This is a genomic window from Actinosynnema sp. NPDC050801 (genome assembly GCF_040673975.1).
Classification (GTDB): domain Bacteria; phylum Actinomycetota; class Actinomycetes; order Mycobacteriales; family Pseudonocardiaceae; genus Actinosynnema.
In genome coordinates, this window is the sequence record NZ_JBFAQZ010000003.1 from 60,167 (window position 1) to 85,940 (window position 25,774).

A 25,774-nucleotide genomic window follows, 5' to 3' on the forward strand; every position below is an offset into this window, starting at 1 on the left:
CGACAACGCCCCTGTGAAAGGCGTGCCCACCCGCCGGGACGCCGCCGTCCACAGTGTCCGGTGGGCCCCGCGCAGGCACGTGGACACGTCCATCGAATTTGGGACGGCTTCCGTTACAGCGGGTTTTCGACGGCGGTCGAATCTGACCCGGAAATGCCCCGAAAAGGACTTGCCACCCAACCGGGCCGACCGCATCGTGGCGGTCGGCCATCACCCTTTCACAGACCGGTAGCAGCTATTCGGCGCAACGACACGGCGCTTCGGCGCACCGGGCCGCGCCATTTCACCCCGGCCTGTCGATCGGGAGTGACGATTGCCACTCTTCGGACCACAATGGTCGCGTGGTCGTCGTGTGGGTGATCGGCGGGCTGCTGGGCGCGTTCCACGGCGCTTGGGCGTGGCGCATCCGGCTGTACCCGCGCGGTCCGCGCGGCGTCGCGCTCGCAGTGGTGGACGCCACGTGGAGCCTGCCGAACACGATCGCCGGCGCGGCGTTCCTGGCCTGGGCGCTGGCGCGCGGCAACCGGGTGGATGCGGAGTTCAGCAGGCACCGGGGCACGCTCGGGCTGCGCGACGGGGTGATCAAGGGCTTCGCCACCACGGTCGGGCCGGTGCAGGCCGGCATCGCGATGGGCGTCGACGACCACGAGGCCGTGCACGTGCTCCAGGCACGGCTGTTCGGCCCGCTCTACCTGCCGCTGGTGCTGGTGAACTGGGTCGTGGCCACCGTGCTGCCGTACTGGCTGCTCTATCACGACCGTGAGGCTGCCCCGATCGACGGCGTGGGCGCCTACTTCCAACGCGGCGTCTACCCGCACTGCTGGCACGAGGAGTGGGCCTACCGCCGCCAGGGCTGCCCGCCACGGTGAGCCCGCCACGCCACGCCCCGGTACGGGTCAGGGGCGGTCGTTGATGGTGCGCTTGAGGTTGGTGCGGATCATCACGGTCTTGGGGTGGTCGGGGCCGAGCACCCGCTCGGCGTCGGCGAGCGTCGCCTGGTAGAGCCGGATCGCTCGTTCGAGGTCACCTGCCGCCGTGTAGGCGTAGGCGAGGTTGTTCCGCGCTGTCAGGGTGTACAGGTGATCACGGCCGTGAAGGCGTCCGTAGCCGCGCTCGGCGCGAGTGTGGAGTGCAATTGCGGTGGTCGCGTCGCCTTGGTCTTGCACGTATCGGCCGAGTTCGTTGGCGAGCACGCCGAGATCGTCGGTATCGCGGTCGGTGTGGTCCAGCGCCTGTCCGTGGGGTAGCACCGACTGGAAGGCAGGCCAGTCTGCGGGCAGGTTGGGATCGGCTCCGGCCACAGCCCGCACGAGGAGGGAGGCGGCGGTGTCGCAGGCGCGGGTGATGTCGTCGGGTTGGCGGTGGGGGTCGTCGGCGTCAGGGGTTCGGGTGACGGCTTGGACCAGTCGGTGCACGCTGATCGTGTCGGCGGTGAGGGTGATCATGCTGTAGGCGGCGAGCCTGCCCAGGGCGTGCACCACGTCGGGCTCCGGCTCGTCACCCGCGATCAGGTGGCGGGGGATGTCGTCGGGTGCGTACCAGGCCAGTCGACGGAGCAGGTCACCCGCCAGTGGGGTGTCGGCGAGCCGGTCGAGGGTGACGTGCCAGACGCGGGCCGCGGTGCGTTGGGCGTCGCCGCCCTCGGCGGTCGCGGTGAACATCCGGGCCGGGTACCGGCGCAGCAGGTCGAGGTAGGCGGTCGGGGTGATGCGGGCCTGGGCGAGGTAGGCGCCGGCTTGCTCGATGGCCAGCGGCAGCCGGCCCAGCTCCTCGCACAGCCGCGAGGCGTCGGTCAGGTCGGCCCCGGGCCACTGGTCCCCCACGATCCGGGTCAGCAGCTCCACCGCCTCGACCGGTGGCAGGACGTCCACCGCCACCGTCGCGCCACGCCAACCGCCCGCCTGTCGGGACGTGATCACGACCGTGCCGGTGCGCACCCGCGCCAACAACCCCGCCGCGTCGGTCGGGCCGGTGAGGTTGTCGAGCACGTGCAGCCAGCCCTCGTGGGAAGCCAGCCACCGCACGGCCAGCTCGACCCGCTGTTCCAGCGTCAGCTCCGCGGTCTGCGGCGCGAGGGCGACCGCCAGATCCGCCAGACCGGTGTCCAGTGCGGCGGGTGAGTCGGCGGTAATCCACCACACGGGCGCGAAGTGCTCGGCGCCCGACTCGGCGAACCGGGCCGCCAGGGTGCTCTTGCCGACCCCGCCCAACCCCGTGCACGGCCACCACCGCGGCACGTCCACCGGAGCCGGCGACGGCAGTGTCCAACCGCGCCAACTCCGCGGTCCGACCGACGAACGACCCAGGCACCACCGGCACGCGCCCGACCCACGACCCGGCCGGCAGCTCCTCCATCACCGGCACCGCCGGCGCGGCCTTCAGCGTGACGTCCCGGCCGGCCTGGTAGAAGGTCGCACCGCCGGACGCTTCACCGGTTTGGCTCACCGAGCTCACGTCACCCAAGCCAACACCCCAGTCGGTGCCCATCCCGGGCACAACGCAGAACTGCGGACAGCAGGCGGACGAGTGGGCTAACGTCCGGTAACCAAGCGGGCCTTCTCGTCGCCGACGGCGACCACGTCGCCCTCGTGCAGCTGGGCCCCGCGCCGCGTCTCCAGCCGGCCGTTCACCGTCACCTCGTCGGATTCGACCAGCTCACGGGCGTGCGCACCGTTGTCGGCCAAGCCCGCCAGCTTGAGGAACTGGCCCAGCCTGATCATGTCGTCGGAGATCTCGACCTCACGGATGTGCATCGTCCCATCATCCTCCAACGTGCACGTGCGCCCGCACGTGCCGCTGGTTAACGAGGATTGCACGGACTCGAAACACGCACGACATCATCCGCACGTGGTTCGGTCTACGGTTCCCGGAATGTGAGCACAGGCAGCTCTGACCCGGAGCCGACCGGCGGCGAGCGCAGACGCCGCCGGTCCCTGCGCGGGGAAGTCGGCACGACCGGCGCCCGGTTCGGCTCCCCCTCGCTGCGTCGCAGTCTCGAAGAAGAGCCTACGGAAGGCCCCAAACCGCCGCGACGGCGGAGGTCCCTCCGGGGTGAGGTCGGTGCCACCGGCGCCAGGTTCGGCTCGGCCGCGCTGCGCCGGAGCCTGGACGAGGAGCCGGAGGACCGGCTGGAGGACACCGCGCCGTTCGAGGCGCCCTACGACTACGTCGACCCACCGTCCGTGCCGGTCGGGCGCGAGCCGGAACCGTGGCCGGATCGCGAGCCGGACGTCGAGGAGTTCTCCGGTCCGCTGGTCCGCCCCTACGCGTGGACGGGCGGCCGCACGGCCTCCCACTACGACCTGAGGCTGGAGACCCTGGTCTCGCTGGAGGAGAACGGCATCGCGATCGCCATGCGCGACACCACCGCCGAACAGCGGTCGATCGTGGAGATGTGCGCCAACCCCCGTTCGGTCGCCGAGGTCTCCGCGCTGCTGGCCGTGCCGCTGGGCGTGGTGCGGGTGCTGCTCAGCGACCTCATCGGGATGGGCGTGGTCGCGGTGCACGACAACGCCGCCGCGCCCGAGGGAGCCGACTTCTCGCTGCTGGAACGGGTTTTGGTGGGCCTGCGGAACCTGTGACGGGGAGGTCGGCCGGGGGGTGCTAGTCGGGTTGTGGGAGCGCTGAGCGCAGTCGGCCGAAGACGTCGGCCAGGGCGGGCAGTTGGTAGTGGGCGTTCAGGCCGCTGGGGTTCGGCAGCACCCACAGCCGGGAGGACGCGATCGACTCGTCCTGCGGGCCGATCTTCGCCGCCTTGCGACCGAACGCCGCCCGGTAGGCCGTCACGCCGACGACCGCCACCACCTTCGGCCGGTACCGCTCGGCCAGCGCGGTCAACCTCGCCCCGCCCGCGCGCAGCTCCTCGGGCGTCAGCTCGTCGGCCCGCGCGGTCGGCCGCGCGACCAGGTTGGTGATGCCGAGCCCGTAGCGCGGCAGCTCGCCCTGCTCGGCGGGGGTCAGCCGGCGCGGCGTGAAGCCGGACAGGTGCAGCGCCGGCCAGAACCGGTTGCCCGGCCGGGCGAAGTGCTGCCCCTTGGCGGCCGACAGCAGGCCGGGGTTGATGCCGCAGAACAGCACGTCCAATCCCGGCTCGACGATGTCCGGCAGGCTCACCCGACCACCACCGGCGCACCGTCGACCACCAGTCGCCAGTCGACGCGGTGGAACGCGGTGGGGTCGATCTCGCCCCGCTCCCGCACCCGGTCGAGGATCAGCTGCCGGATCTCCCACTGCCGGTTGTGCAGCACCGGCGCGGTGGTGATGTGCGGGAAGTTGCCGCCGCCCGCCTGCCGGTAGTTGTTGACCGCCACCGCGAACGCCTGGTCCGCGGTCACCGCCACGCCGTCGTGCGCCAGGCCGGTGATCCGCTGCCCCACCGGCCGCGCCAGGTCGATGTCGTAGGTCAGCGGCGCGTCGACACCGGCGGCCACGTCGTAGAGGTAGTCCGGTGTGCCGCCCGCGTTGGTCAGCGCGTCCGGCTGGTGCGGTCCGGGCGTGCTCACCGCCTTGAAGTAGCTCGCGGACCGCTCCAGGTAGTCCTTGAGCTGCGCGCCGGTGAGCCGCACGCCGACCAGGGTGTTGTCGAACGGGTAGAGCCCGGCCACGTCGCGCAACGACACGTCGCCCGCCGGGATGCCGGCGGCCTTGTTGAACGGCGAGGCCAGCGACAGCACGGGCAGCGACCCGGTCAGGTCCGCCTTCAACGCCTCGCCCTGCACCACGTTGACGAAGTCGAGGGCGGCGGTGTCCTCGTAACGCGCGGTGGCGGCCGACATGGCGGACTTCGACGTGCCGATCCTGGCGTTGACGTAGGCCACGACCTTGTCGTGGTCGTCGCGCAGGCCGCGCACGATGACCGGGTCCTCAGGCACCGTGGTGGTGTCGAGCACCTGCGCGCGGGACGCCTCGGCGCGCCAGCCCCGCCCCGGCGTCCACGCCAGGTCGAACTCCATCAGGCTCAGCCGCTTGCCCCAGAACAGCGGCTCGGTCAGCAGCACCTGCTTGCCGGTGGCCTTGTTGGTGACGAACCGCTGCGCGATCTCGGTGTGCGCGTGCCCGACCAGGATCGCGTCGATGCCCGGCACCTCCTCGGCGACCAGCGCGGAGCAGTTCTCCGGGAACGGCAGCAGGTCGCCCAGCGACGACGACAGGTCCGCGCCGGAGTGCGCCGCGACCACCACGAGGTCCGCACCGGCCCGGCGCACCCTCGGCACCCACTCGCGGGCCTGCTCCAGCACGCCGGGGAACGTCATCCTGCCTTCGACGTGCGCCTTGTCCCAGATCGCGATGCCCGGGTTGGTCAGGCCGAGGATACCGACCCGCAGCGGCGCGGCGCCGGTGCGCCACACGGTCTTGATCACGTACGGGCGGAACGCGGGTTCGCCGGTGGCCGAGTCCACCGCGTTCGCGGCGAGCAGCGGGAAGTCCAGTTGCTGCTCGAACGCCCGCAGCAGGGGGATGCCGTAGTTGAACTCGTGGTTGCCGAGCGCGGCGGCGTCGTAGCCGAGCTCGTTCATCGCGGCGGCCATCGGGTGCACGTGACGGCGGCCGATGGGCTCCACCTTGGCGTAGTAGTAGGCCAGCGGCGTGCCCTGGATGGTGTCGCCCGCGTCGATGAGCAGGGTGCGGTGCGCGCCGCGTTCCTGGCGGACCGCCTTGACCAGGGTGGACAGCTTCGCCAGGCCGACGTCGTTGTGCGCGGCGTCGTCGAACTCCCGGTCGGCGAAGTAGTCCCAGTTGAAGACGTTGCCGTGCAGGTCCGTGGTGCCGAGGACGGTGAGCGTGAACCGCCGTCCCCCGGTCCGGTCGGCCGCGTGGGCGGTGGTGCGGAACCCGGCGGCGGCGAGCACGGCCGCCGCGCCGCCGGCGAGCAGGGCGCGGCGGTGCAAGGGAGATCCGGTCATGGGGCGACCGTAGCCATTGACCGTTGACCACTGGGCGGGTTCGCCGGTGTGCGCGGGCCGCGCGAGATCGTTCGCCCGCCGTCACGCGAACCACGGGCGATTTCTGCCCATTAGTGCGTTAGGTATCGAATTCTTCGCTCTTCAGTGATCACCCTGTGACGGATTGCACAGCTTGTTCTGCCGCTTCTGGTGCTTTCGGGTGATTTCTGGATCTTCTGGCCGCCGCCTGAACGGGTGAAGGATGACGCCGTCCCGCCCGGCGGGTCGATCCTCGGCCGGGCTCAGGTTCCGAGAAGGGCTCCACCCCCGTGGCAAGGAAGAACATCGTCGCCGTAGCCGTCCCCGTCGTCCTCAGCGCGCTGCTGACCGCCGGCGTCGCCCCGGCCCGATCGCAGGTGCCGATGCAGAGCCCGATCGACATCACGCCCTCGGCGATCCGCTTCGACCCGCACCTCCCCCAGCTCCAGATCTCCTACGCCCACCACGCCGCCGGCGACCTCCACTACGTCCGCAAGGACACCGCGGCGGCCGACGGCTGCACCGTGCGCGACCACGAGGAGACCGAGGAGTTCGAGGTCGAGCCCGGCGCCGGGCACGTGATGCTCTCCGGCGTCCGGTACGACCTCGTGCAGTTCCACTTCCACACCCCGTCGGAGCACCGGTTCGCGGGCCACGCCGACCCGCTGGAGATGCACCTGGTGCACCGCAGCGCCGCGGGTTCCCTGCTGGTGGTCGGCGTGCCGCTGCGGGTCGGCGCACCGTCCACGGTGGACAGGGTGCTGGAGCACCTCGCGCCGGAGTGCGGTGAGGAGGTGCACCTCGCGGACATCGACCTGAACACCCTGCTGCCGGTGAACCGCGCCACGGCCCGCTACACCGGCTCGCTCACCACCGCGCCGTTCACCGAGGGCGTGCAGTGGTTCCTGATGGGCGAGAAGACGGTCGGCCAGGCCACCGTCTCCCGCTTCCAGGCCCTGTTCCACGAGGGCAACGCGCGCCCGGTGCAGCCGCTGAACGGCCGCACGGTCGGGGTGGAACTGCCGCACATCTGACGGGCTGGTGGGGCGGGGAGGTCCGCCCCACCGACGCGCGGGACCGGCTACTCGGACGGCCCGTCGGTGCCCTCGGTGGTCTCGGCACGGGCGGCGCGGCGGCGCAGGGCGACGCCGATCGCGATGCCGATCGCGCAGAGCACCGCCGCGATCAGGATCCACACCCACAGCGGCGGGCCGTCGTCGTCCACCTTTACCGTGGCGGTCGAGGTGGACGACGTGGAGGTCGGCGTGGTGGCCTCCAGGGTGAGCGTGCCGGCCGGCTCAGCGCTCGTGCTCGTGACGACGGCGCCGTTCGTCGAGGTCGCGGCGGGCGCGGTGATCGCGGGCGTGGTGGTCGGGGCCGGTGCGGCGGGTGGCGCGGTCAGCGTGAAGGCGAACGTGCCGTCGACGAAGTCGCCGTCCAGCGACTCGACCATCCAGGCCACCGTGTGCGGACCGGCGGGCGACCCCGACTCGCGCACCGCGATGGTCAACGTCGCCCCGTCCGCCACCACCTCGCCCAACGGCCACGTGCTGCCGTCCGGGCCGGTGACGGTGACCGTGGCGCTCTCGGCGGGCACCGGCTCGGTGAACGTCAGCGTGAGCCGGGTGGGGCGCTGCGGCACCGACGCGCCGTTCGCCGGGTCGCTGGACACCAGGTCGGTGTGGGCGAGCGCCTGGGGCGCCACCCCGAACAGGGTGAGCGTGGCCAGGAGTGCCGAGAGCGCCAGTCGGGTCATGGCGACTAGTTCTACCGGGTCGGGGGTGCGTCCTGCCCACCGGTCGAGTCCGGTTTCGCGGGCGGCTGGCCGTTGCCCTGCTTCTGCTGGGGGCCGCGCTGCATGTCGCCCTCCATGATGCTGTCGACAGTCGCCTCGCCGCCGTCGTCCCCCTGGCCGGCGATGATCGTCACGACGTCGCCCTCGGCGATGTCGTCCAGGTCGCCGTGCCCGCCGTTGACCTGCGTGTCGCCGTCGAGCTTGTAGGTACCGCTGAACCCGTCGGTGCTCCGCACCGTGATGGAGGACTCGCTGACCTCGGTGACCTGCCCGTTCTGGAACTCGCCGTGCTGGGTGTCGCCGAACGGCCCGCCCATGATCACCAGGCCGCCGTTGCCCCTGCGGTAACCGCCGGGGCCGCCCATGCCCTGCGCGGCGTCGGAGGTGCTCGCGGCGTAGATGACACCGCCGCCGACGGCGGCGATGCCGACCGCGATCGCGACCGCGGCGATGGTCTTGCGGCCGTTCCAGCCGGTTCCGGGAGCGGCGGCCTGCGGCGGCGGCTCTTCACCCCAGGTCGGGTGCTGCTCGGTGTCGGTAGTCATGGCGACCACGGTCTCGGGCGAGCCTGTGAACGGGCTGTGCGCCCCTTGGGCGGTGGCTGTGCGTGTGCCACACCCGGCCGGTCGGGTTCACAGGTGGTACACAGGATCGGCACAGGTCCGGCTCAAGGGCCGGGTTCAGGATCGGAGCATGCGCCCAGTGTCCGCTTCGGGATCCTCCCCTGAGCTCCGCCGCCCGGACGGCAGTCCGGTGCGCGTCCTCGTGGTGGACGACGAGTCCACGTTGGCCGAACTGATGTCCATGGCGCTGCGGATGGAGCGCTGGGAGGTCCGCACCGCGCTGGACGGCACGTCGGCCGTGCGGACCGCGCGCGAGTTCCGGCCGGACGTGGTGGTGCTGGACGTGATGCTGCCCGACTTCGACGGGCTGGAGGTGCTGCGCCGGATGCGGGCGGACCTGCCCGGCCTGCCGGTGCTGTTCCTCACCGCCAAGGACGCGGTGGAGGACCGGATCGCCGGGCTCACCGCGGGCGGCGACGACTACGTGACCAAGCCGTTCAGCCTGGAGGAGGTCGTGCTGCGGCTGCGCGGCCTGCTGCGGCGCACCGGCGTCACCGAGGCGGGCGCGGGCACCGAGCTGGTGGTGGGCGACCTGATGCTGGACGAGGAGACGCGCGAGGTGCGTCGCGGCGACACCGCGATCGACCTCACCGCGACCGAGTTCGAACTGCTGCGGTTCCTGATGCGCAACCCCAAGCGGGTGCTGTCGAAGGCGCAGATCCTGGACCGGGTGTGGAGCTACGACTTCGGCGGCCAGGCCAACATCGTCGAGCTGTACATCTCCTACCTGCGCAAGAAGATCGACGCGGGCAGGACGCCGATGATCCACACGATGCGGGGCGCGGGCTATGTCCTCAAGCCCTCGTCCTGAGCACCCCTCGCAGAGCAGGAGCTGGCCGCTGCGGACCAGGCTGGTGGTGGCCCAGGTGGTCCTGCTGGCGGTCGTGTGCGCGATCATCGGTGTGGCGACCGGGTTCGCGCTGCGGGACACCCTGATCGCCCGGTTGGACGACCAGCTGGTCGAGACCGCGGCCAGGGTGGGGCGCGAGGTACCGCCACCGCCGTTCCCGGGCCGGTTCGACAACCCGCTGGACGGACCCGGGTTCGGGCCGGGCACGCTGGTGCTGATCAAGCACCCCAACGGCGGCACCAACGCCGAGCGGATCACACCGGACAGCGGTGACCGGGCCGGGCTGTCGACCGACGTGGCGGCGCGGGCCGAGGCGGCCGCCGCGGACGGCAGGCCGCGCACGGTGTGGCTGGGCGACGAGCTGGGCGACCACCGGATCATCGCGACCACCACGCCGACCGGCATGAAGGTGATCACCGGGCTGCCGATGGCCGACGTCGACAGCACGGTGTGGCGGATGGGGTGGATCCTCGGCGGCGTGGCGCTGGCCGGGCTGGTCGGGGTGAGCCTGGCGGGCGCGCTGATCGTGCGCCGCACCCTGCGCCCGCTGGAGCGGGTCGCCGCGACCGCGAGCCGGGTGGCCGAGCTGCCGTTGCACCAGGGCGAGGTGGCGCTGGCCGAACGGGTGCCCGACGAGTACGCCGACCCCGACACCGAGGTCGGCCAGGTGGGCCTCGCGCTGAACCGGATGATCGGCCACGTCGGCAGCGCGTTGGAGGCCCGGCACGCCAGCGAGACGCGGGTCCGGCAGTTCCTCGCCGACGCGAGCCACGAGCTGCGCACCCCCCTGGCCGCGATCCGCGGCTACGCCGAGCTGACCCGCCGCTCGTCCGACGAGGTGCCGCCGCAGATCGCGCACGCGATGCGGCGGGTGGAGTCCGAGGCGGTGCGGATGACGTCGCTGGTGGAGGACCTGCTGCTGCTGGCCCGGCTGGACGCCGGGCGTCCGCTGGCGCGGGAGCCGGTCGAGCTGTCGCGGCTGGTGGTCGACACGGTCAGCGACGCCCGCATCGCCGGACCGGACCACGAGTGGCGGCTGGAGCTGCCGCCCGACGCCGTCCAGGTGACCGGTGACGCCGACAAGCTGCACCAGGTGCTGGCGAACCTGCTGTCCAACGCGCGCACGCACACGCCGCCGGGCACGACGGTCACCACATCCCTGTCCACTGTGGAGGGAGGGGTGCGCGTGGCGGTGAGCGACAACGGTCCCGGCATCCCCGCCGGACTGCAGGGCGAGGTGTTCGAGCGGTTCAGCCGGGGCGAGGTGTCGCGGTCCCGCGCGGCCGGGAGCACCGGGCTCGGCCTGTCGATCGTGGCCGCCGTCGTGGCCTCCCACAACGGTTCCGTGCGGCTGGCGAGCGGGCCCGGCCGGACCACGTTCACCGTCCACCTGCCGCGCTGACCCGGCCGGCACCGCACCCGGCCGAGTCCCCGGTCGCGCGCACAGCCGGCTCACAGGCGGTGCACAAGGGCCGCCCAGGGTTCGCCGACAGGCTCGACCCCATGCGAGCGAGACTCCCCCTGTTGCTGCTGTTGGCCGGGACGGCGGTGTTGTACCTGTGGCGGTTGGGCGACTCCGGCTGGGCCAACGCCTACTACTCCGCCGCCGCCCAGGCCGGTGCCGAGAGCTGGCACGCGTGGTTCTTCGGCGCGACCGACCCCTCGGGCGCCATCACCGTCGACAAGACACCCGCGGCCACCTGGGTCATGGGGTTGTCCGCCCGGCTGTTCGGCGTCAACGCCTGGAGCATCCTGGTACCCCAGGCGCTCATGGGCGTGGCGAGCGTGTGGCTGCTCCACGCGGCGGTGCGCCGGACCGCCGGTGGGGCCGCCGGTCTGATCGCGGGCGCGGTGCTGGCGCTGACGCCGGTCGCGGTGCTGATGTTCCGGTTCAACAACCCCGACGCGTTGCTGGTGCTGCTGCTCGTGGCGGGCGCGTACGCCACGGTCCGCGCCACCGGGAAGGCCTCGGTGGGGTGGCTCGTGCTCGCCGGCGCGGCCGTGGGGTTCGCGTTCCTGGCGAAGATGCTCCAGGCGTTCCTGGTGCTGCCCGCGTTCGGGCTGGTGTACCTGGCGTTCGCCCCGGCCCCGTTGGCGCGCCGGGTGTGGCACCTGGGCGCGGCGCTGGGCGCCGTGGTCGTCGCCGGCGGTTGGTGGGTGCTGGCGGTGGAGCTCGTGCCCGCCGACGCGCGGCCCTACATCGGCGGCTCGCAGCGCAACAGCGTGCTGGAGCTGGCCCTGGGCTACAACGGGCTCGGCCGGCTGACCGGCGAGGAGGTCGGCAGCGTCGGTGGCGGCGGTTGGGGTTCGGCCGGGTGGAGCAGGCTGCTCGGCGAGGAGATGGGCGGCCAGATCGCCTGGTTGCTGCCCACCGCGCTGGTGCTGCTGATCGCGGGCTGGTGGGCCGGCCGGACCGCCGAACGGGTGGGGCTCGCGCTGTGGGGCGGCTGGCTGGTGATCACCGCCGTGGTGTTCAGCTACATGAACGGCATCATCCACGCCTACTACACGGTGGCGTTGGCCCCGGCCATCGGCGCGTTGATCGGGATCGGCGCGGTCGCGCTGTGGCGCAGGCGGCAGGAAGCAGGCGCGGCGGCGGCGCTGTCCGGCGCGCTGGCCGTGACCTCGCTCCAGTGCTACCTGCTGCTGCTGGACTGGTCCACCGCGTTCGCCGCGGTCGTGCTCGTCCTCGGCCTGATCGGCGCGGTGGGCTTGTTCCTCGCCTCGGTCGCGCCCGCCGCGGTGGTCGTGCCGGTCGCCGTCGTCGCCGCGCTGCTCGGGCCGGGCGCCTACTCCGTGGCCACCGCCGCGACACCGCACTCCGGCGCGATACCCAGCGCCGGACCCGCCCGGACCGACCGGCCCGGTGGGATGTTCCTCATGGGTCCGGGCGGGAACGCGACCACCACCGGTGGCGGCGTCGGCGGTCTGCTGCACGCGCCCACGCCGGGTGACGAGCTGGTGGCGCTGCTGCGCGACAGCGAGGGCTTCACCTGGGCGGCGGCGGCCGTGGGGTCGAACAACGCGGCCGGGTACCAGCTCGGCAGCGGTGAGCCGGTCATGGCCGTCGGCGGCTTCAACGGCACCGATCCGGCGCCCACGCTCCAGGAGTTCCAGGACATGGTCCGAAGTGGACTGGTCCACTACTTCCTCGGCGGCGCCGGGATGCCCGCCGAGACCGGCAGCGACGCGTCGCAGCGGATCGCCGAGTGGGTGGCCGGGACGTTCACCGCGACGACCGTGGACGGCGTGGACGTCTACGACCTCACAGCCGGCGCACAGCCATGACACACGAGCCGCCCAGTCAAGCGCCCGAGGGTGGGCTCATGACCTTCACCACGGCTACGACGACCACCGTGCTCGACGTGGTGGTGCCCGTGTACAACGAAGAACGCGACCTCGCGCCCTGCGTGCGCAAGCTGCACGCGGACCTCGCGCAGACCTTCCCCTACACGTTCCGGATCACCATCGCGAACAACGCGAGCACGGACGGCACGCGTGCCGTCGCCGACGGGCTGGCCCGCGAACTGCCCGCCGTGGCCGCGGTGCACCTGGCGGAGAAGGGGCGCGGCCGAGCGCTGAAGGCGGTGTGGACCGAGTCGGACGCCGCCGTGCTGGCGTACATGGACGTCGACCTGTCCACCGACCTGGCCGCCCTCGCGCCGCTGGTCGCGTCGTTGATCTCCGGGCACTCCGACCTGGCGATCGGCAGCCGGTTGGCCCGCGGCGCACGGGTGGTGCGCGGACCGAAGCGCGAGTTCGTCTCCCGCTGCTACAACCTGATCCTGCGCGGCACGCTGGCGACCCGGTTCACCGACGCGCAGTGCGGGTTCAAGGCGATCCGGGCCGACGTCGCCCGGCGGCTGCTGCCGCACGTCGAGGACACCGGGTGGTTCTTCGACACCGAGCTGCTCGTCCTCGCCGAACGCGCGGGCGCGCGGATCCACGAGGTGCCGGTGGACTGGGTGGACGACCCGGACAGCCGGGTCGACATCGTGTCGACCGCGGTGGCCGACCTCAAGGGCGTCGCCCGGGTGGCGCGCGGCCTGGTGACCGGGCGGATCCCGATCGGCGAACTCCGCGCCCAGCTGGGGAGGGAACCGTTGGCACCGCAGACGCCGGGCGTGCCCGCCGGGTTGTTCAAGCAGCTGGTCCGGTTCGCCGCGGTCGGCGTGATCAGCACGCTGGCCTACCTGCTGCTGTTCGTGTCGCTGCGCGCCGGCCTGGGCGCGCAGGGCGCGAACCTGGTGGCGCTGCTGGTCACCGCGATCGCCAACACCGCGGCCAACCGCCGGTTCACCTTCGGGGTGCGCGGTCGGCGCGGCGCGGGGCGGCACCAGTTCGAGGGCCTGCTCGTCTTCGGCCTCGGCCTCGCGCTGACCAGCGGTTCGCTGGCCCTGCTGCACCTGTTCGCCGCGCCCGGCGGCCCGGCCGAGTTGGTCGCGGTCGTCGGGGCCAACCTCCTCGCCACCGTGCTGCGCTTCCTGCTGCTGCGCAACTGGGTCTTCCGGTCGCGCCGCACCGCGGAGGCCACCTGATGACCACACCCACTCCGACCCCAGGGACCCCTTCCATGACCACCGCAACCCTGACGGCACCCGCACCCACCTCCGCCGCGCCACCGTCGGGCCGGAACCTGACCACGCCCGCGCTGGTCGTGCTGCTGGCCGGCACCGCGGTCCTGTACCTGTGGAACATCACCGCGTCCGGCTGGGGCAACGGCTACTACGCCGCCGCCACCCAGGCCGGCGCGCAGAGCTGGACCGCGTGGCTGTTCGGCGGGCTCGACGCCGGCGGCGTGATCACGGTGGACAAACCGCCCGCCGCGCTGTGGGTGAGCGGATTGTTCGCGCGGGTCTTCGGGTTCTCCAGCTGGACCGTGCTGGCGCCGCAGGCCGTCGAGGGCGTGCTGGCCGTGTGGTTGTTGTACGCCACGGTGAAGCGCACGTCCGGCGCGGTCGCCGGGTTGGTGGCGGGCGCGGCGCTCGCGGTGACCCCGGTCGCCGTGCTGATGTTCCGGTTCAACCTGCCCGACGCGTTGCTGGTGCTGCTGATGGTCGCCGGGGCCTACTGCACCGTGCGGGCGTTGGAGAAGGGCTCCGGCCGGTGGCTCGCGCTGGCGGGGGTGGCGATCGGGTTCGCCTTCCTGGCCAAGATGGGGCAGGCGTTCCTGGTGCTGCCCGCACTGGCCGCCGCCTACCTGCTGGCCGCGCCCACCACGCTGCTCAAGCGCTTCCTGCACCTGCTCGGCGCGGGGCTCGCCGTCGTCGTGTCCGCCGGGTGGTTCATCGCGCTGGTCGAGCTGTGGCCGACCGAATCCCGCCCGTACATCGGCGGGTCGTCCAACGACTCCTTGTGGGAGTTGGCCATGGGCTACAACGGCCTGGGCCGGATCTTCAGCGGCCGCGGTGGCGGCGGCATCGTCGCGGGCGGCGGCAACGCCAACATCGGCTTCGGCGGCGAGACCGGCATCGGCAGGTTGTTCGGGGCGAGCATGGGCGGCGAGATCTCGTGGCTGCTGCCCGCCGCGCTCATCGGGCTGCTGGCCGGGCTGTGGTTCACCCGCCGCCTGCCGCGCACCGACCGGACCCGGGCGGCCCTCGTGCTGTGGGGCCTGTGGGTGCTGGGCAACGGGATCGTGTTCAGCTTCATGACCGGCATCACGCACCCCTACTACACGGTGGCCGTCGCGCCGGGCGTCGCCGCGCTCGTCGCCATCGCCGGGCGGGAGATGTGGCGCGGCCGCGAGCACCTGCCGGTGCGGGTGGCGCTGGCGGTGATGGTCGCCGCGGCCGGGTTCTGGGGCTTCGCGCTGCTCCAGCGGTTCGGCGAGTGGATGCCCGCGCTGCGCTGGGTCGTGGCAGCGCTCACCGTGCTGGTGGCCACGGCGATCGTGATGGGTGTGCGCCGGGTGGCCGCGCTGGCGTTGGCCACGTCGGTGCTCTCCACCGCGGCCTTCGGCGTGGCCACCGCCGCCACCCCGCACGCCGGTTCCATCCCGATGTCCGGTCCCGCGTCCTACACGGCCGACATGGGCGGCGGCCCGATGGGCGCGACCTCCGACGAGCTGATCGACCTGCTCAAGGGCACCACCGGCACGTGGGCGGCGGCGACGCTGAGCGCGCAGAGCGCGGCGAACCTGGCGCTGGGCTCGGGCAAGGCCGTGATCGGGATCGGCGGCTGGAGCGGCGGCGACCCCGCGCCCACGTTGGCCGCGTTCAAGCAGTACGTGGCCGACGGCCGGATCGGCTACTTCGTCTCCGGCGGCGGCATGGGCGGGATGGGCGGCGGCAACGAGATCAGCGAGTGGGTCGAGGCGAACTACGAGGCCGTGGAGATCGGCGAGTCGACCGTGTACGAACTCGGCTGACGTCACCCGGTGGAGGCGGTGGTCGGCGTGACCACCGCCTCGCCGCCGGAGTGGTCGACGACGTGCCGCCGTGGTTCCGGGTAGCCCGCCCACGAGCGGTACATGATCGTGGCGGCGTACGGGAGCAGGTCGCGGCCCCGGCGCCAGAGCCACGGGACGCCCTTCACCACCAGCCAGCCCACGTGGTGCAGCGGCGTCACCTTCAGGCCACCCGTGCAGACCGGCGACACCCTGCCCGGCACCTCGCAGCCCGCCCGCGCCAACCGCGCCGCGAACGACGCCGCCAGCTTCCGGTGCCCCGCCTCGGACGGGTGCAGCCGGTCCACCGCCCACGTCTCCAGGGAGTACGCGCCGTCCATCAGGTCGAGGTCGACGCACTCGACGCCGTGCCGCCGCACCACCGCGTCGATGACGTCGTTCAACTCCGCGATCCGCGCCCGCAACGCCCGCCGCAACGCGCCCGGCAGCCGGAACACCCGGCTGTGGTCGTGGAACCGCACCGTGACCACGGCGGAACCGGCCGACACCAAGGCGCCCACGATCGCGTCCAGGTCGTTGTGGAGCCGGCGTGCGTCGAAATCGGACCGCAGGGTGTCGTTCATCCCCACCAGCAACACGGCCGCGTCCGGCCGCGCGCGCAGGGCCCGCGGCAACTGCTCGTGCCGCACCGACGTCACCCGCGCGCCGGTGAACGAGACGTTCAGGTACCGCGCGTGCGGCATCGCCGCCGCGAGCAGCGGACCGACGCCCCGCCACCCACCGGGCACGGGATCGCCCACGCCCACCGTCGTCGAGTCGCCCAGGACCACCAGGCTGCGCACCGTCTTGGCCACACCGCAGACCCTGGCGCAACGACGTGACGCGCCGAGGACGAACAGCGGAACGCTACCGGAATGCCGGGTACAGCGGCAGTTCCGCGGCCTTCGCCCCGTACCGCGACACCAGCGCCGAGAGGACGTCCTCGGCGTGCGCGGCGACGTGCGTCGCGCCCAACGCCAACGCCTCCGACCGCAGCCGCGCCCACCGCGCCGTCAGCACCACCACGCGGGGCGGCGAGTCCAGCGGCCGGTGCCCGGACGGCAGCGCCGAGCCGAGGCCCGGCAGGCCGCGCCACGTACCCAGCCACACCCACAGCAGCTGCGCCTCCAGCAGCCGGGGCAGGAACACCGCGTCGTCGTCCAGGTCCGGCCACACCGACGACACCTCGGCCCGCCACGCCGCGACCATCGCCTCCGACATGCCGGCGGGCAGCCCGTAGGCGCACCAGCACGACGGGAACGGCACCCGCAGGCACGCCGCGTCGAACACGATGTCGCGCACGCACCCGCCCTCGAAGTCGAGGAACCGGACGCCCTTGCTGGTCACGAGGTGGTTGTCCGGGCACGACGTGGACGGGCTGAAGGCACGCCGGCGGGACGTGACGAACCCCCGCACGGCCTGCTCGGCGAACGTCCGCACGGACTCGGGCGTGTCGACTTCCAACGATTCAACCAACAGCTCCGGCAGCCCGGCCAGCGCCGTGTGCACGTCCACCACGATGGGGTCGGCGCAGCACTGCGAGCCCTGGCGGCGCATCAACGCGTCGAAGTCCGCGTCCCGCCCGGCGGTCGTCGCGTGCAGCCGCCCCATGGCGTGCGCCCACGACAGCAGCCCGCGTTCGGCGGCCCGCGCGTCGGAACCCAGCAGCTTCTCCGCCAGCCGCGGCGCCTTGCCGAGGTCTTCCAGCACCACCAGCCGCTTGACGTTGTCCTGCGCCACCAGCTCGGGGGTGAGGCGCTCCTCGGACGGCAGCGCGGTGAGCAGCTTGTGGCTCACCACCTCGTGCGCGAACGGGTCGCGGTCGGCCACCCGCGACGGGTAGCGCTTGACCACCAGCGTGCGGGGCAGTGAGAACGGGGTGTGGGCGACCCGGACGCGCGCGACCACCGACCGGCCCGCACCCCCGAGGTCCTCGGGGTCGGCCAGCCGAACCGGTGCGCCGAACCTGCTGCTCAACACCGACTCGGCCGCTGCCACCGCGTCGTCCAGCTCGGTAGGGGCAGCGTCGTCGATGTCCTGCGGGCCGGCGGTGATCTCCACGCTCATCCCCTCCGACCCTACTCCCGGTGGCCACCGACCTGACAGAACCCGTCCGGGCACCGTGACGGTAGTGCTCACGAGCCGCCGGGTACCACCCTTCGTCGAAATCGCCGCCCGGTCAACCGTTGGCGAGCGGTCGTCCCAGGTCACGGGCCTGCCCCCGGCGGTTGCGCAACGCCAGGACCAGCGCCGCCGCCACCACGACGCCGACGAGGTTCACCGCGAGTTGGGCGATCGACTGGAGGCATATGTCCCACTGGGCGAGAACCGCGGCGACCGCGGCGTAGCCCGCGGCGGGCACGGTGGTGACCGAAATGAACACCCCGACGAGCGCCGCGGACTTGGCCGACGTCATCGACAGCATCCCGGCCGCGCCCGCGAGCAGCGCCACGATCAACGAGAACGGCCCGACCTCGAAGACGAAGTCGAGCTCGTGCCCGGCCAGCGCGAGACCGGGCTCGAACAGACCCGTGCGCGAGCCGAGCCACGTGCCGAACGCGGTGATCACCATCGCGATCGGGAAACCGACGGCCAGCGCCAGGCCGGCCCGCCGCACCAGGTCCCAGCGGCGCAGCACCAGGCCGACGGAGATGGCGGCCAGCGGCCCGAACTCCGGTCCGACGACCATCGCGCCGACCAGCGTGACGGGCGAGTCGGTGACCACGGCGACCGCGGTCAGCAGGCAGGCGATGGCCAGGAACGACAGGAACGTGACGTTGAGCCGCGACTCCTCGCCGGTGCGGGCCAGCAGCTCCTCCCACACCACGGCGTCCGCGCCGTCACCGGGCGCGGCCTCCTCGGCGCGGTCGGCCGCGTCGGACAGGGCGGTGTCGATCTGCTCCAGCGTGACGCCGCCGTCCCGGTCGACGCCCAGCGCGCACAGGGAGGCCACCACCGCGTCGGTGGCCTCCCTGGCGACGTCGGCTTCCACCACGTCGCCCACCGGGGCGACGGCCGCGCCGCGCAGCAGCACGACGTGCGTGACGCCGGGGTGCTGCGTGAGCGCGGCCAGCACGTCGTCGGTGCGCTCGACCGGGCAGATGGCCCGCAGGTGCAGCACGGTGCTACGGGGCTTGCTCGGCCGGGCCGGACTTCTCGGCGCCCGCCTTCTCGGCGCCGGTCTTGTCGGCGCCCGCCTTCTCGGCGCCCGCCTTCTCGGCGCCGGACTGTCCCGGGCCGGTCTTGTCGGTGCCGGTCTTCCCCGGCGCGGGCTTGAAGTCCACGCCCGCCTCCTTGCGCTGCTGCGCGGTGATCGGCGCGGGCGCGGCGGTCAGCGGGTCGTAGCCGCCGCCGCTCTTTGGGAACGCGATGACCTCGCGGATCGAGTCGTACCCGCCGAGCAGCATGGCGATGCGGTCCCAGCCGAACGCGATGCCGCCGTGCGGCGGCGCGCCGTAGGAGAACGCGTCGAGCAGGAAGCCGAACTTCTCCTGCGCCTCCTCGGGCGAGATGCCCATGACCTGGAACGCCCGCTGCTGCACGTCGGCCCGGTGGATACGGATCGACCCGCCGCCGATCTCGTTGCCGTTGCAGACGATGTCGTAGGCGTAGGCCAGGGCGTTGCCCGGGTCCTCCTCGAACCGGTCGATCCACTCCGGCGTCGGCGAGGTGAACGCGTGGTGCAGCGCGGTCCACTTGCCGCTGCCGACCGCGACGTCGTCGCCGATCTTGTCGACCGCCTCGAACATCGGGAAGTCCACGACCCACACGAACGACCAGGCGTTCTCGTCGATCAGGCCGACCCGGTGCGCGATCTCCACCCGGGCCGCGCCGAGCAGCGCCCGCGCGCCGTCCGGCTCGCCCGCGCCGAAGAACACGCAGTCGCCGGGGTTGGCGCCCACGGCCTTGGCCAGGCCGTCGCGCTCGGCGTCGGACAGGTTCTTGGCGACCGGGCCGCCGAGCGTGCCGTCCTCGTTGACCAGCACGTACGCCAGACCGCGTGCGCCGCGCTGCTTGGCCCAGTCCTGCCAGGCGTCGAGCGTGCGGCGGGGCTGCGAAGCGCCGCCCGGCATCACGACCGCGCCCACGTACGCCGCCTGGAACACGCGGAACGGCGTGTCCTTGAAGTACTCGGTCAGCTCGGTCAGCTCGAGGTCGAAGCGCAGGTCCGGCTTGTCGGTGCCGTACTTGGCCATCGCCTCGGCGTAGGAGATGCGGCGGAACGGCCGCGCGATCTCGTGGTCGGCCAGGCCCTGCCACAGCGCGGAGACGATCTTCTCGCCGAGCGCGATCACGTCGTCCTGCTCGACGAAGCTCATCTCGATGTCGAGCTGGGTGAACTCGGGCTGCCGGTCGGCCCGGAAGTCCTCGTCGCGGTAGCAGCGGGCGATCTGGTAGTACCGCTCCAGGCCGCCGACCATCAGCAGCTGCTTGAACAGCTGCGGCGACTGCGGCAGCGCGTACCAGGAACCGGGGCGCAGCCGCGCGGGCACCAGGAAGTCGCGCGCGCCCTCCGGCGTGGACCGGGTCAGCGTCGGGGTCTCGACCTCGACGAAGTCCTCCGCGTGGAGCACCTCGCGGGCGATCCGGTTGGCCTCGCTGCGCAGCCGCATGGCCTTGGCCGGGCCGCTGCGGCGCAGGTCGAGGTAGCGGTGGCGCAGCCGCGCCTCCTCGCCGACCTCCAGGTGCTCGTCGAGCTGGAACGGCAGCGGCGCGGCCTCGTTGAGGACCTCCAGCTCGCTGACGTAGACCTCGACGTCACCGGTGGGCAGGTCCGGGTTCTCGCTGCCCTCGGGCCGGCGGGTGACCTCACCGACGACCTTGACCACGAACTCCGAGCGCAGCTTGTGCGCGCGCTCGGCCATCTCGCCCTCGCGGAACACGACCTGCGCCACGCCGGAGGCGTCCCGGAGGTCGATGAAGATCACGCCACCGTGATCGCGCCGGCGGGCCACCCACCCGGTCAGGGTGACGGACTGCCCGGCGTGCTCGGCGCGGAGCTTCCCGGCCTCGTGCGTGCGCATCACGGGAACTGCTCTCCTCGGGGGTAGCTCGACTGACGAAGTAGCTCAATTGACGACTGGGCGTCAAGGCTAGCCAACGACCTGGTGGGCGGCGCCACCAGGTTTCCCGACGCGCGTCCCGGGGACCACCGAGTGCCCCGACACCCGTTCGTCCGGACATGCGACTGGGGCCGCCCCGGAGGACGGCCCCAGTCGACGTGCGGTGCGAGATCAGGCGCTGGGCGCCAGGTAGAGCAGGCGGTTCGGCGAGCCGGTGCCCGGGTTGGTCACCTTGCTCGGCGTCGACTGGCCGATCAGGTAGCCGGCCACCTGGGCCGGGGTCGCCGCGCGGCTGCCCTGGAGGTAGCGGGCCGCGGCGCCGGCGACGTGCGGGGTCGCCATCGAGGTGCCGCTGATGGTGTTGGTGGCCGTGTCACTGGTGTGCCAGGCCGAGGTGATCGAGGAGCCCGGCGCGAAGATGTCCAGGATCGAACCGTAGTTCGAGTAGCTGGCGCGGGCGTCGGTGTTGGTCGTCGCGCCCACCGTGATGGCCTCGGCCACGCGGGCCGGGGAGTAGTTCGACGCGTTGGCGTTGCTGTTGCCCGCCGCGACGGCGTAGGTGACGCCCGCCGCGACCGACCGGCGCACGGCCGCGTCGATGGTGGTGGACACGCCGCCACCGAGGCTCATGTTCGCCACGGCCGGCTTGACGTGGTTCGAGGTCACCCAGTCGATGCCCTCGATCACGTCGGCGAGGGTGCCGCTGCCGGCGTTGTTGAGCACGCGCACGCCGTAGATCGTGGCGCCCTTGGCGACGCCGTACTGGCTGCCCGCGATGGTGCCGGCGACGTGCGTGCCGTGGCCGTTGCCGTCCTGCGCGACGTTGTCGTTGTCGACCGCGTCACGGCCGTTGCGGGCGCGGCCGCCGAACGTGCTGTGGCTGATCCGGACACCGGTGTCGATGACGTAGACGTTCACGCCCGAGCCGGTGGAGGTGTAGCTGTAGGACGTGTCCAGCGGCAGGTTGCGCTGGTCGATCCGGTTGATGCCCCACGACGGCGGGTTGGTCTGCGTGGCCTGGATGGTGAAGATCTGGTCCTGCTCGACGTACTCGACGGCCGGATTGGCCGCGAGCCGCTTGGCGGCCTTCTCCGGCAGCGACACGGCGAAGCCGTTCAGGGCGCTGCGGTACACCGTGTCGACCTGGCCGCCGTACTGGTTCGCCAGGCTCTCCGCGGACGCGGCCGAGCCGTCCTTGAGCTTGACGATGAAGTGGTTCTGGACCTTGTTCGCGGCGTCGGCGGCGCGGATCTCGCCCTCGGCGGCCTGCGCCGGGGCGGCCAACAGGGAGGACGCGGTGACGGCGAGCGCCGTCGCCCCGACCCCGGCCAGGAACCGGACCTGTCGTGACTGTCGCATGCGGATTCCGTTCTTCGAACGGTGACCCCAACCCACCCCGAGGAGCTTTGCAGGGCTCGGGGGTGACATTGGGCCACCTTGCCCTCGCTGACAGTCACCAACGTAGGCAACCAGGACGTTAACTCGGAAGTGTGAACAATTGCCAGTTAAACCTCCAGCGTCAAGAAACCGCTTGACCTGCGGCTTCCCATAATTCGGGAGCACGTGCGTGACGACGGCGCTACCGTCCGGACATGCGTTTGGAACCGGTCACCGAGGACAACTACCGGGCCGTCATCGGCCTGGAGGTCCACGAGGAGCAGCGGGCGTTCGTCGCGACGAACCTCAAGTCGATCGCGGACGCCTGGATCTACCGCCCGAGGATGCAGCCGCTTGCGCTGTTCAGCGGAGAGGAGCTGGTCGGCTTCACGCTGCTCGAACGCGATCGGCCGGCGGTGCTGCACATCGTGCGGTTCATGATCGACCGGCGGGCCCAGGGCCGCGGGCTCGGGCGCAAGGGCCTGGCCGCGATCGCGGACGTGGCGCGCGCCGAGGGCCGCACCGAGCTGGAGCTCAGCGTCGTGCCGGGCAACGCGGTCGCCCGCGGCCTGTACGCGGCGTTCGGCTTCACCGACACCGGCGAGGTGGACAACGGCGAGCACGTGATGCGCCACGTGCTCGTCCCGTCGGCCCACCTCGCCGACCAGTAGGTCAGCGGGTCGGCGACCAGTACAGCAGTCGACCCCACGACAGCGGCGTGGCCTCGGTGACGATCGCCGAGTGCACCTGCGCGGGCGTGGCCGCCGGGTTCAGCTGGAGGAACCGCAAGGTCACGCCGGTGACGTACGCCGTGGACAACGACGTGCCGCTGAGCGTGTTCGTGGCGGTGTCGCCGGTGTGCCACGCCACGGTGATGTTCGTGCCGTACGCGTAGACGTCGACCACCGCGCCGTAGTTGGAGAACGTGGCCCGGGTGTCGGTCCTGGTGGAGGCGCCCGACGTGAGCGCCTCCCGCACGCGGGCCGGTGAGAAGTTGACCGCGTCGGCGTTGCTGCCGCCCGCCGTGACCGACGCCGTGACGCCGGCCGCGATCAGCCGCCGCACCGCGTCGTCGATCGCGGTCGACACGCCGCCGCCGAGGCTGAGGTTGGCCGAGGCGGGCTTGACGTGGTTGCGCGCCACCCAGTCGATGCCCGCGATCACGCCCGCGGTCGTGCCGCTGCCCGAGCCGTTGAGCACCCGGACGCCGCACACCAGGGCTTGCTTCGCGACGCCGTTCACGCGGCCCGCGATGAGGGACGCGACCGCGGTGCCGTGGCCGTTGTCGTCCTGGGGCGTGGCGTCGTTGTCGACCGCGTCGTACCCGGCGCACGTGCGGCCCGCGAACTCGGCGTGCGTGGTCCGGATGCCCGTGTCGATCACGTAGGCGCGGGTGCGCAACCCGGTCGAGGTGTAGTTGTACCGGCCGTCGCCGAGCGCGCGCTGGTCGATCCGGTCGAGGCCGAACGGCGCGTTCAACTGGGTGGTGTGCGCCCGCACGACCTGGTCCTGCTCGACGTAGGCCACCGCCGGGTCGGCGGCGAGCCGGCGGGCCTGCTGCTCGGTCAACGTGGCCGAGAAGCCGTGCAACGACGGGAACGTCCGGGTGACCTGCCCGCCGAACCGGGCGACGACCGCGTCGGCGGCCGCGAGGTCCTTGAGCTTGACGATGTAGCTGCCGGGCACGGCGGTGGCCGAGCCCGCGTGCAGCACCGCGCCTTCGGCGTGGGCCGGGGTGGTCAGGGTGACGGCGGCGAGGGCGGCGACGCCCAGGCCGGACAGCAGTGTTCGCATGGCAGGGTTCCTTCACGGGGAGGGCGCCCGGCTCCGATCACGCGCCGGGCGGTGGGTGGCCGACTGGTGCTACCGCGGGCTACTGCGGGCTACCTCGTGGGCGACCAGTACAGGAGCCGACCGCCCCACGGCAGCGGCGTCGCCTCGCGCACGATCTCGGCGTGCACCTGGGCCGGCGTGGCCGAGGGGGTGAACTGGAGGAGCCGGACGGCGACACCGCTGACGAACCCGGTCGCCATGGACGTGCCGCTGATCGTGTTGGTGGCGGTGTCGCTCGTGTGCCACGCCGACTTGATGTTCATGCCCGGCGCGTACAGGTCCACGCCGGGGCCGAAATTGGAGTACGACGCCCTGGCGTCGGTCTGGGTGGTGGCGCCCGAGGTGAGCGCCTCGACCACCCGGGCGGGCGAGGTGTTGGCGACGCCGCCGCCGCTGCTGCCGGCGGTGACGGACGCGGTGACGCCCGAGGCGACCAGCCGCCGCACCGCGTCGTCCAGCGCGACCGACGCCGAGCCGCTGAGGCTGAAGTTCGCCACGGCGGGACGGCTCGCGTTGAGCCGCACCCAGTCCACGCCCGCGATGACACCGGCGATCGTGCCGCTGCCCTGGGCGTTGAGCACGCGCACGCCGGCCACCCGCACGCCCTTGGCCACGCCGTACGTGCTGCCGGCGATGATGCCCGCGACGTGCGTGCCGTGCCCGTTGTCGTCCTGGGCGACGAAGTCGTTGTCGACCGCGTCGTAGCCGTGCACGGCCCGACCGCCGAACTCCACGTGCGTGACCCGGATGCCCGTGTCGATCACGTACGCGGTGACGCCCGCGCCGGTGGAGGTGTAGCTGTAGGTGGTGCTCAGCGCCGGGGTGCGCTGGTCGATCCGGTCCAGGCCCCACGGCGCGCCGGTCTGCGTCGCGTTGGCGTGCACGACCTGGTCCTGCTCGACGTAGGCCACCGCCGGGTCGGCGGCGAGCCGGCGGGCCTGCCCCGGGGTGAGCGCCGCGGCGAAGCCGCCGAACGCGGCGAACCTCCTGGTCACCTGCCCGGCCAGCCCGTGCTCCACGGCGCCGGCCGCGGTGTGGTCCTTGAGCTTGACGATGTAGCTGCCCGGCACGGCGGTGGGCGAGCCCGCGTGCAGGACGGCGCCCTCGGCGTGGGCGGGCGCGGCGAGCAGGGCGACGGTCGACGCGGCCACCGCGAGGCACGGTAAGAGCTTGCGCATACGGCTTTCCTCTGCAGGGTGAGGGGACCCGGCGCGGATCACGCGCGGGTCTGCCAGTGTGCCGACTGCGCTCGGGCGGTGGGTACCCGGCGAAAGAGTCGGTTCGCCGCGGCGGCGCGGGTCGCGCTGGTCCACCCGGCGCAGTCCGCACCGGTGGGCTCCGGCGCTTGCCGGCGGGTGCCGCACAGCGTGATTGAGAAGCGATTCAACGCTGTGGAGAAAATATCGCCGGCGGTGTCGCCGAAACAGGAAGCGGGCGTCTCCGCGCGGTTGCGGAGAAGTTCTCCAGGGCAACTATGCATCTGTTGGGTGCGCCGCCGCGGCGCCCGGGGGCGCATGGCGCCCGAACCACCCCTAACAGCACCACCACCAGCGCGAACACCTCACACCAAGGTATCACCCGCGACAGTCAACGTGAGCTTGCACATAGGGGTTTCCGTTCTTGCCGGGGAACGATTGTCGATACCGTTCGACAACTCGTCCGGTGGCCACCGACGCGCGACTGTGCCGCACGTCACCCGAGCAGCCGGGACGGTGGGCCGGTTCGCGTACCGGGAAGGGGCCGGACGTCCGAGCGCGATGCGGCGATCGCACGTACCGGGATCTTCACAACCCCTACTGTTAATGAGAATTCAAACATTCCACAGCCGCCCGGATTCTGCCCGCCGATTGGTTAAATTCACGGCGGGAAACCCGATCGGCTGTACCGCGCCGGCGATTTCGCACGATAACGTCGCTCGCCTTGT

General features: G+C 72.4%; 21 protein-coding genes and 1 pseudogene. 9 read left to right on the forward strand and 13 right to left on the reverse strand.

All coding sequences use genetic code 11. From position 1 onward, the window contains the following. Positions 1-341: 341 nt before the first annotated feature. On the forward strand, positions 342-869 hold the full coding sequence (locus tag AB0K14_RS08320) for a hypothetical protein (protein WP_360450832.1): 528 nt from the start codon (positions 342-344) through the stop codon (positions 867-869). A gap of 27 nt (positions 870-896) precedes the next feature. On the opposite strand, the gene AB0K14_RS08325 is transcribed toward AB0K14_RS08320, so the two are convergent. Both AB0K14_RS08325 and AB0K14_RS08330 read right to left on the reverse strand, forming a co-directional pair. After that, on the reverse strand, positions 897-2,243 hold the full coding sequence (locus AB0K14_RS08325) for a tetratricopeptide repeat protein (protein WP_360450835.1): 1,347 nt from the start codon (positions 2,241-2,243) through the stop codon (positions 897-899). Positions 2,244-2,531: 288 nt separating this feature from the next. Continuing rightward, the gene (locus tag AB0K14_RS08330) at positions 2,532-2,753 is read right to left on the reverse strand and encodes an RNA-binding S4 domain-containing protein (RefSeq protein WP_360450838.1); all 222 of its coding nucleotides are present in this window, start codon (positions 2,751-2,753) and stop codon (positions 2,532-2,534) included. 120 nt (positions 2,754-2,873) lie between these two features. Here AB0K14_RS08330 and AB0K14_RS08335 point away from each other — a divergent pair, with 120 nt between their 5' ends. Next, the gene (locus AB0K14_RS08335; protein ID WP_360450841.1) at positions 2,874-3,581 is read left to right on the forward strand and encodes a DUF742 domain-containing protein; all 708 of its coding nucleotides are present in this window, start codon (positions 2,874-2,876) and stop codon (positions 3,579-3,581) included. Between the two features lie 22 nt (positions 3,582-3,603). On the opposite strand, the gene mug is transcribed toward AB0K14_RS08335, so the two are convergent. Continuing rightward, positions 3,604-4,113, reverse strand: coding sequence for a G/U mismatch-specific DNA glycosylase (gene mug, locus AB0K14_RS08340; RefSeq protein ID WP_360450844.1), 510 nt, complete (start codon positions 4,111-4,113; stop codon positions 3,604-3,606). Beyond that, positions 4,110-5,903 carry a 5'-nucleotidase C-terminal domain-containing protein gene (locus tag AB0K14_RS08345; RefSeq protein ID WP_360450847.1) on the reverse strand — a complete coding sequence of 598 codons (1,794 nt, stop codon included), beginning with the start codon at positions 5,901-5,903 and terminating at the stop codon, positions 4,110-4,112. Before AB0K14_RS08345 ends, mug begins: the two co-directional genes overlap by 4 nt. Before the next feature lie 308 nt (positions 5,904-6,211). On the opposite strand from AB0K14_RS08345, the gene AB0K14_RS08350 reads away from it, so the two are divergent. Continuing rightward, complete coding sequence (locus tag AB0K14_RS08350) at positions 6,212-6,955, forward strand: carbonic anhydrase family protein (RefSeq protein WP_360450850.1); 744 nt, start codon at positions 6,212-6,214, stop codon at positions 6,953-6,955. Between the two features lie 47 nt (positions 6,956-7,002). Here AB0K14_RS08350 and AB0K14_RS08355 read toward each other — a convergent pair whose 3' ends face one another. Both AB0K14_RS08355 and AB0K14_RS08360 read right to left on the reverse strand, forming a co-directional pair. After that, positions 7,003-7,677 carry a copper resistance CopC family protein gene (locus AB0K14_RS08355; protein WP_360450852.1) on the reverse strand — a complete coding sequence of 225 codons (675 nt, stop codon included), beginning with the start codon at positions 7,675-7,677 and terminating at the stop codon, positions 7,003-7,005. An 11-nt stretch (positions 7,678-7,688) separates the two neighbouring features. Then, a complete protein-coding gene (locus tag AB0K14_RS08360; protein WP_360450854.1) occupies positions 7,689-8,261 on the reverse strand; it encodes a hypothetical protein in 573 nt (190 codons plus the stop codon). A 148-nt stretch (positions 8,262-8,409) separates the two neighbouring features. Here AB0K14_RS08360 and AB0K14_RS08365 point away from each other — a divergent pair, with 148 nt between their 5' ends. From AB0K14_RS08365 to AB0K14_RS08385, 5 genes are all read left to right on the forward strand, one after another. Further along, positions 8,410-9,150 (forward strand): response regulator transcription factor, encoded by a 741-nt coding sequence (locus tag AB0K14_RS08365; protein ID WP_360450857.1) that lies wholly within the window; start codon positions 8,410-8,412, stop codon positions 9,148-9,150. Continuing rightward, positions 9,128-10,591, forward strand: coding sequence for a HAMP domain-containing sensor histidine kinase (locus AB0K14_RS08370; RefSeq protein ID WP_360450860.1), 1,464 nt, complete (start codon positions 9,128-9,130; stop codon positions 10,589-10,591). Before AB0K14_RS08365 ends, AB0K14_RS08370 begins: the two co-directional genes overlap by 23 nt. 101 nt (positions 10,592-10,692) lie before the next feature. After that, complete coding sequence (locus AB0K14_RS08375) at positions 10,693-12,477, forward strand: glycosyltransferase family 39 protein (protein ID WP_360450862.1); 1,785 nt, start codon at positions 10,693-10,695, stop codon at positions 12,475-12,477. 38 nt (positions 12,478-12,515) lie between these two features. Continuing rightward, positions 12,516-13,727: a bifunctional glycosyltransferase family 2/GtrA family protein gene (locus tag AB0K14_RS08380; RefSeq protein ID WP_360450865.1), complete on the forward strand. Its 1,212-nt coding sequence runs from the start codon at positions 12,516-12,518 to the stop codon at positions 13,725-13,727. A gap of 35 nt (positions 13,728-13,762) precedes the next feature. Next, positions 13,763-15,559 (forward strand): glycosyltransferase family 39 protein, encoded by a 1,797-nt coding sequence (locus AB0K14_RS08385; RefSeq protein WP_360450867.1) that lies wholly within the window; start codon positions 13,763-13,765, stop codon positions 15,557-15,559. 2 nt (positions 15,560-15,561) lie between these two features. Here AB0K14_RS08385 and AB0K14_RS08390 read toward each other — a convergent pair whose 3' ends face one another. The 5 genes and pseudogenes from AB0K14_RS08390 to AB0K14_RS08410 all read right to left on the reverse strand — a co-directional run bounded on the left by AB0K14_RS08390 (position 15,562) and on the right by AB0K14_RS08410 (position 21,999). Next, the gene (locus AB0K14_RS08390) at positions 15,562-16,392 is read right to left on the reverse strand and encodes an SGNH/GDSL hydrolase family protein (protein WP_360450869.1); all 831 of its coding nucleotides are present in this window, start codon (positions 16,390-16,392) and stop codon (positions 15,562-15,564) included. Positions 16,393-16,444: 52 nt separating this feature from the next. Next, on the reverse strand, positions 16,445-17,644 hold the full coding sequence (locus tag AB0K14_RS08395; RefSeq protein ID WP_360450872.1) for a hypothetical protein: 1,200 nt from the start codon (positions 17,642-17,644) through the stop codon (positions 16,445-16,447). 112 nt (positions 17,645-17,756) lie between these two features. Beyond that, positions 17,757-18,698: a DUF389 domain-containing protein gene (locus tag AB0K14_RS08400; RefSeq protein ID WP_360450875.1), complete on the reverse strand. Its 942-nt coding sequence runs from the start codon at positions 18,696-18,698 to the stop codon at positions 17,757-17,759. Between the two features lie 145 nt (positions 18,699-18,843). Beyond that, positions 18,844-20,604: pseudogene (aspS, locus tag AB0K14_RS08405) on the reverse strand (aspartate--tRNA ligase); the annotation flags it as partial. Between the two features lie 207 nt (positions 20,605-20,811). Then, positions 20,812-21,999, reverse strand: coding sequence for a S8 family peptidase (locus tag AB0K14_RS08410; RefSeq protein ID WP_360450878.1), 1,188 nt, complete (start codon positions 21,997-21,999; stop codon positions 20,812-20,814). 233 nt (positions 22,000-22,232) lie between these two features. On the opposite strand from AB0K14_RS08410, the gene AB0K14_RS08415 reads away from it, so the two are divergent. Beyond that, positions 22,233-22,688, forward strand: coding sequence for a GNAT family N-acetyltransferase (locus AB0K14_RS08415; RefSeq protein WP_360450881.1), 456 nt, complete (start codon positions 22,233-22,235; stop codon positions 22,686-22,688). A 1-nt stretch (position 22,689) separates the two neighbouring features. Here AB0K14_RS08415 and AB0K14_RS08420 read toward each other — a convergent pair whose 3' ends face one another. Both AB0K14_RS08420 and AB0K14_RS08425 read right to left on the reverse strand, forming a co-directional pair. Then, positions 22,690-23,811: a S8 family peptidase gene (locus AB0K14_RS08420; RefSeq protein ID WP_360450883.1), complete on the reverse strand. Its 1,122-nt coding sequence runs from the start codon at positions 23,809-23,811 to the stop codon at positions 22,690-22,692. An 89-nt stretch (positions 23,812-23,900) separates the two neighbouring features. Then, on the reverse strand, positions 23,901-25,028 hold the full coding sequence (locus AB0K14_RS08425) for a S8 family serine peptidase (RefSeq protein WP_360450886.1): 1,128 nt from the start codon (positions 25,026-25,028) through the stop codon (positions 23,901-23,903). Positions 25,029-25,774 lie beyond the last annotated feature (746 nt).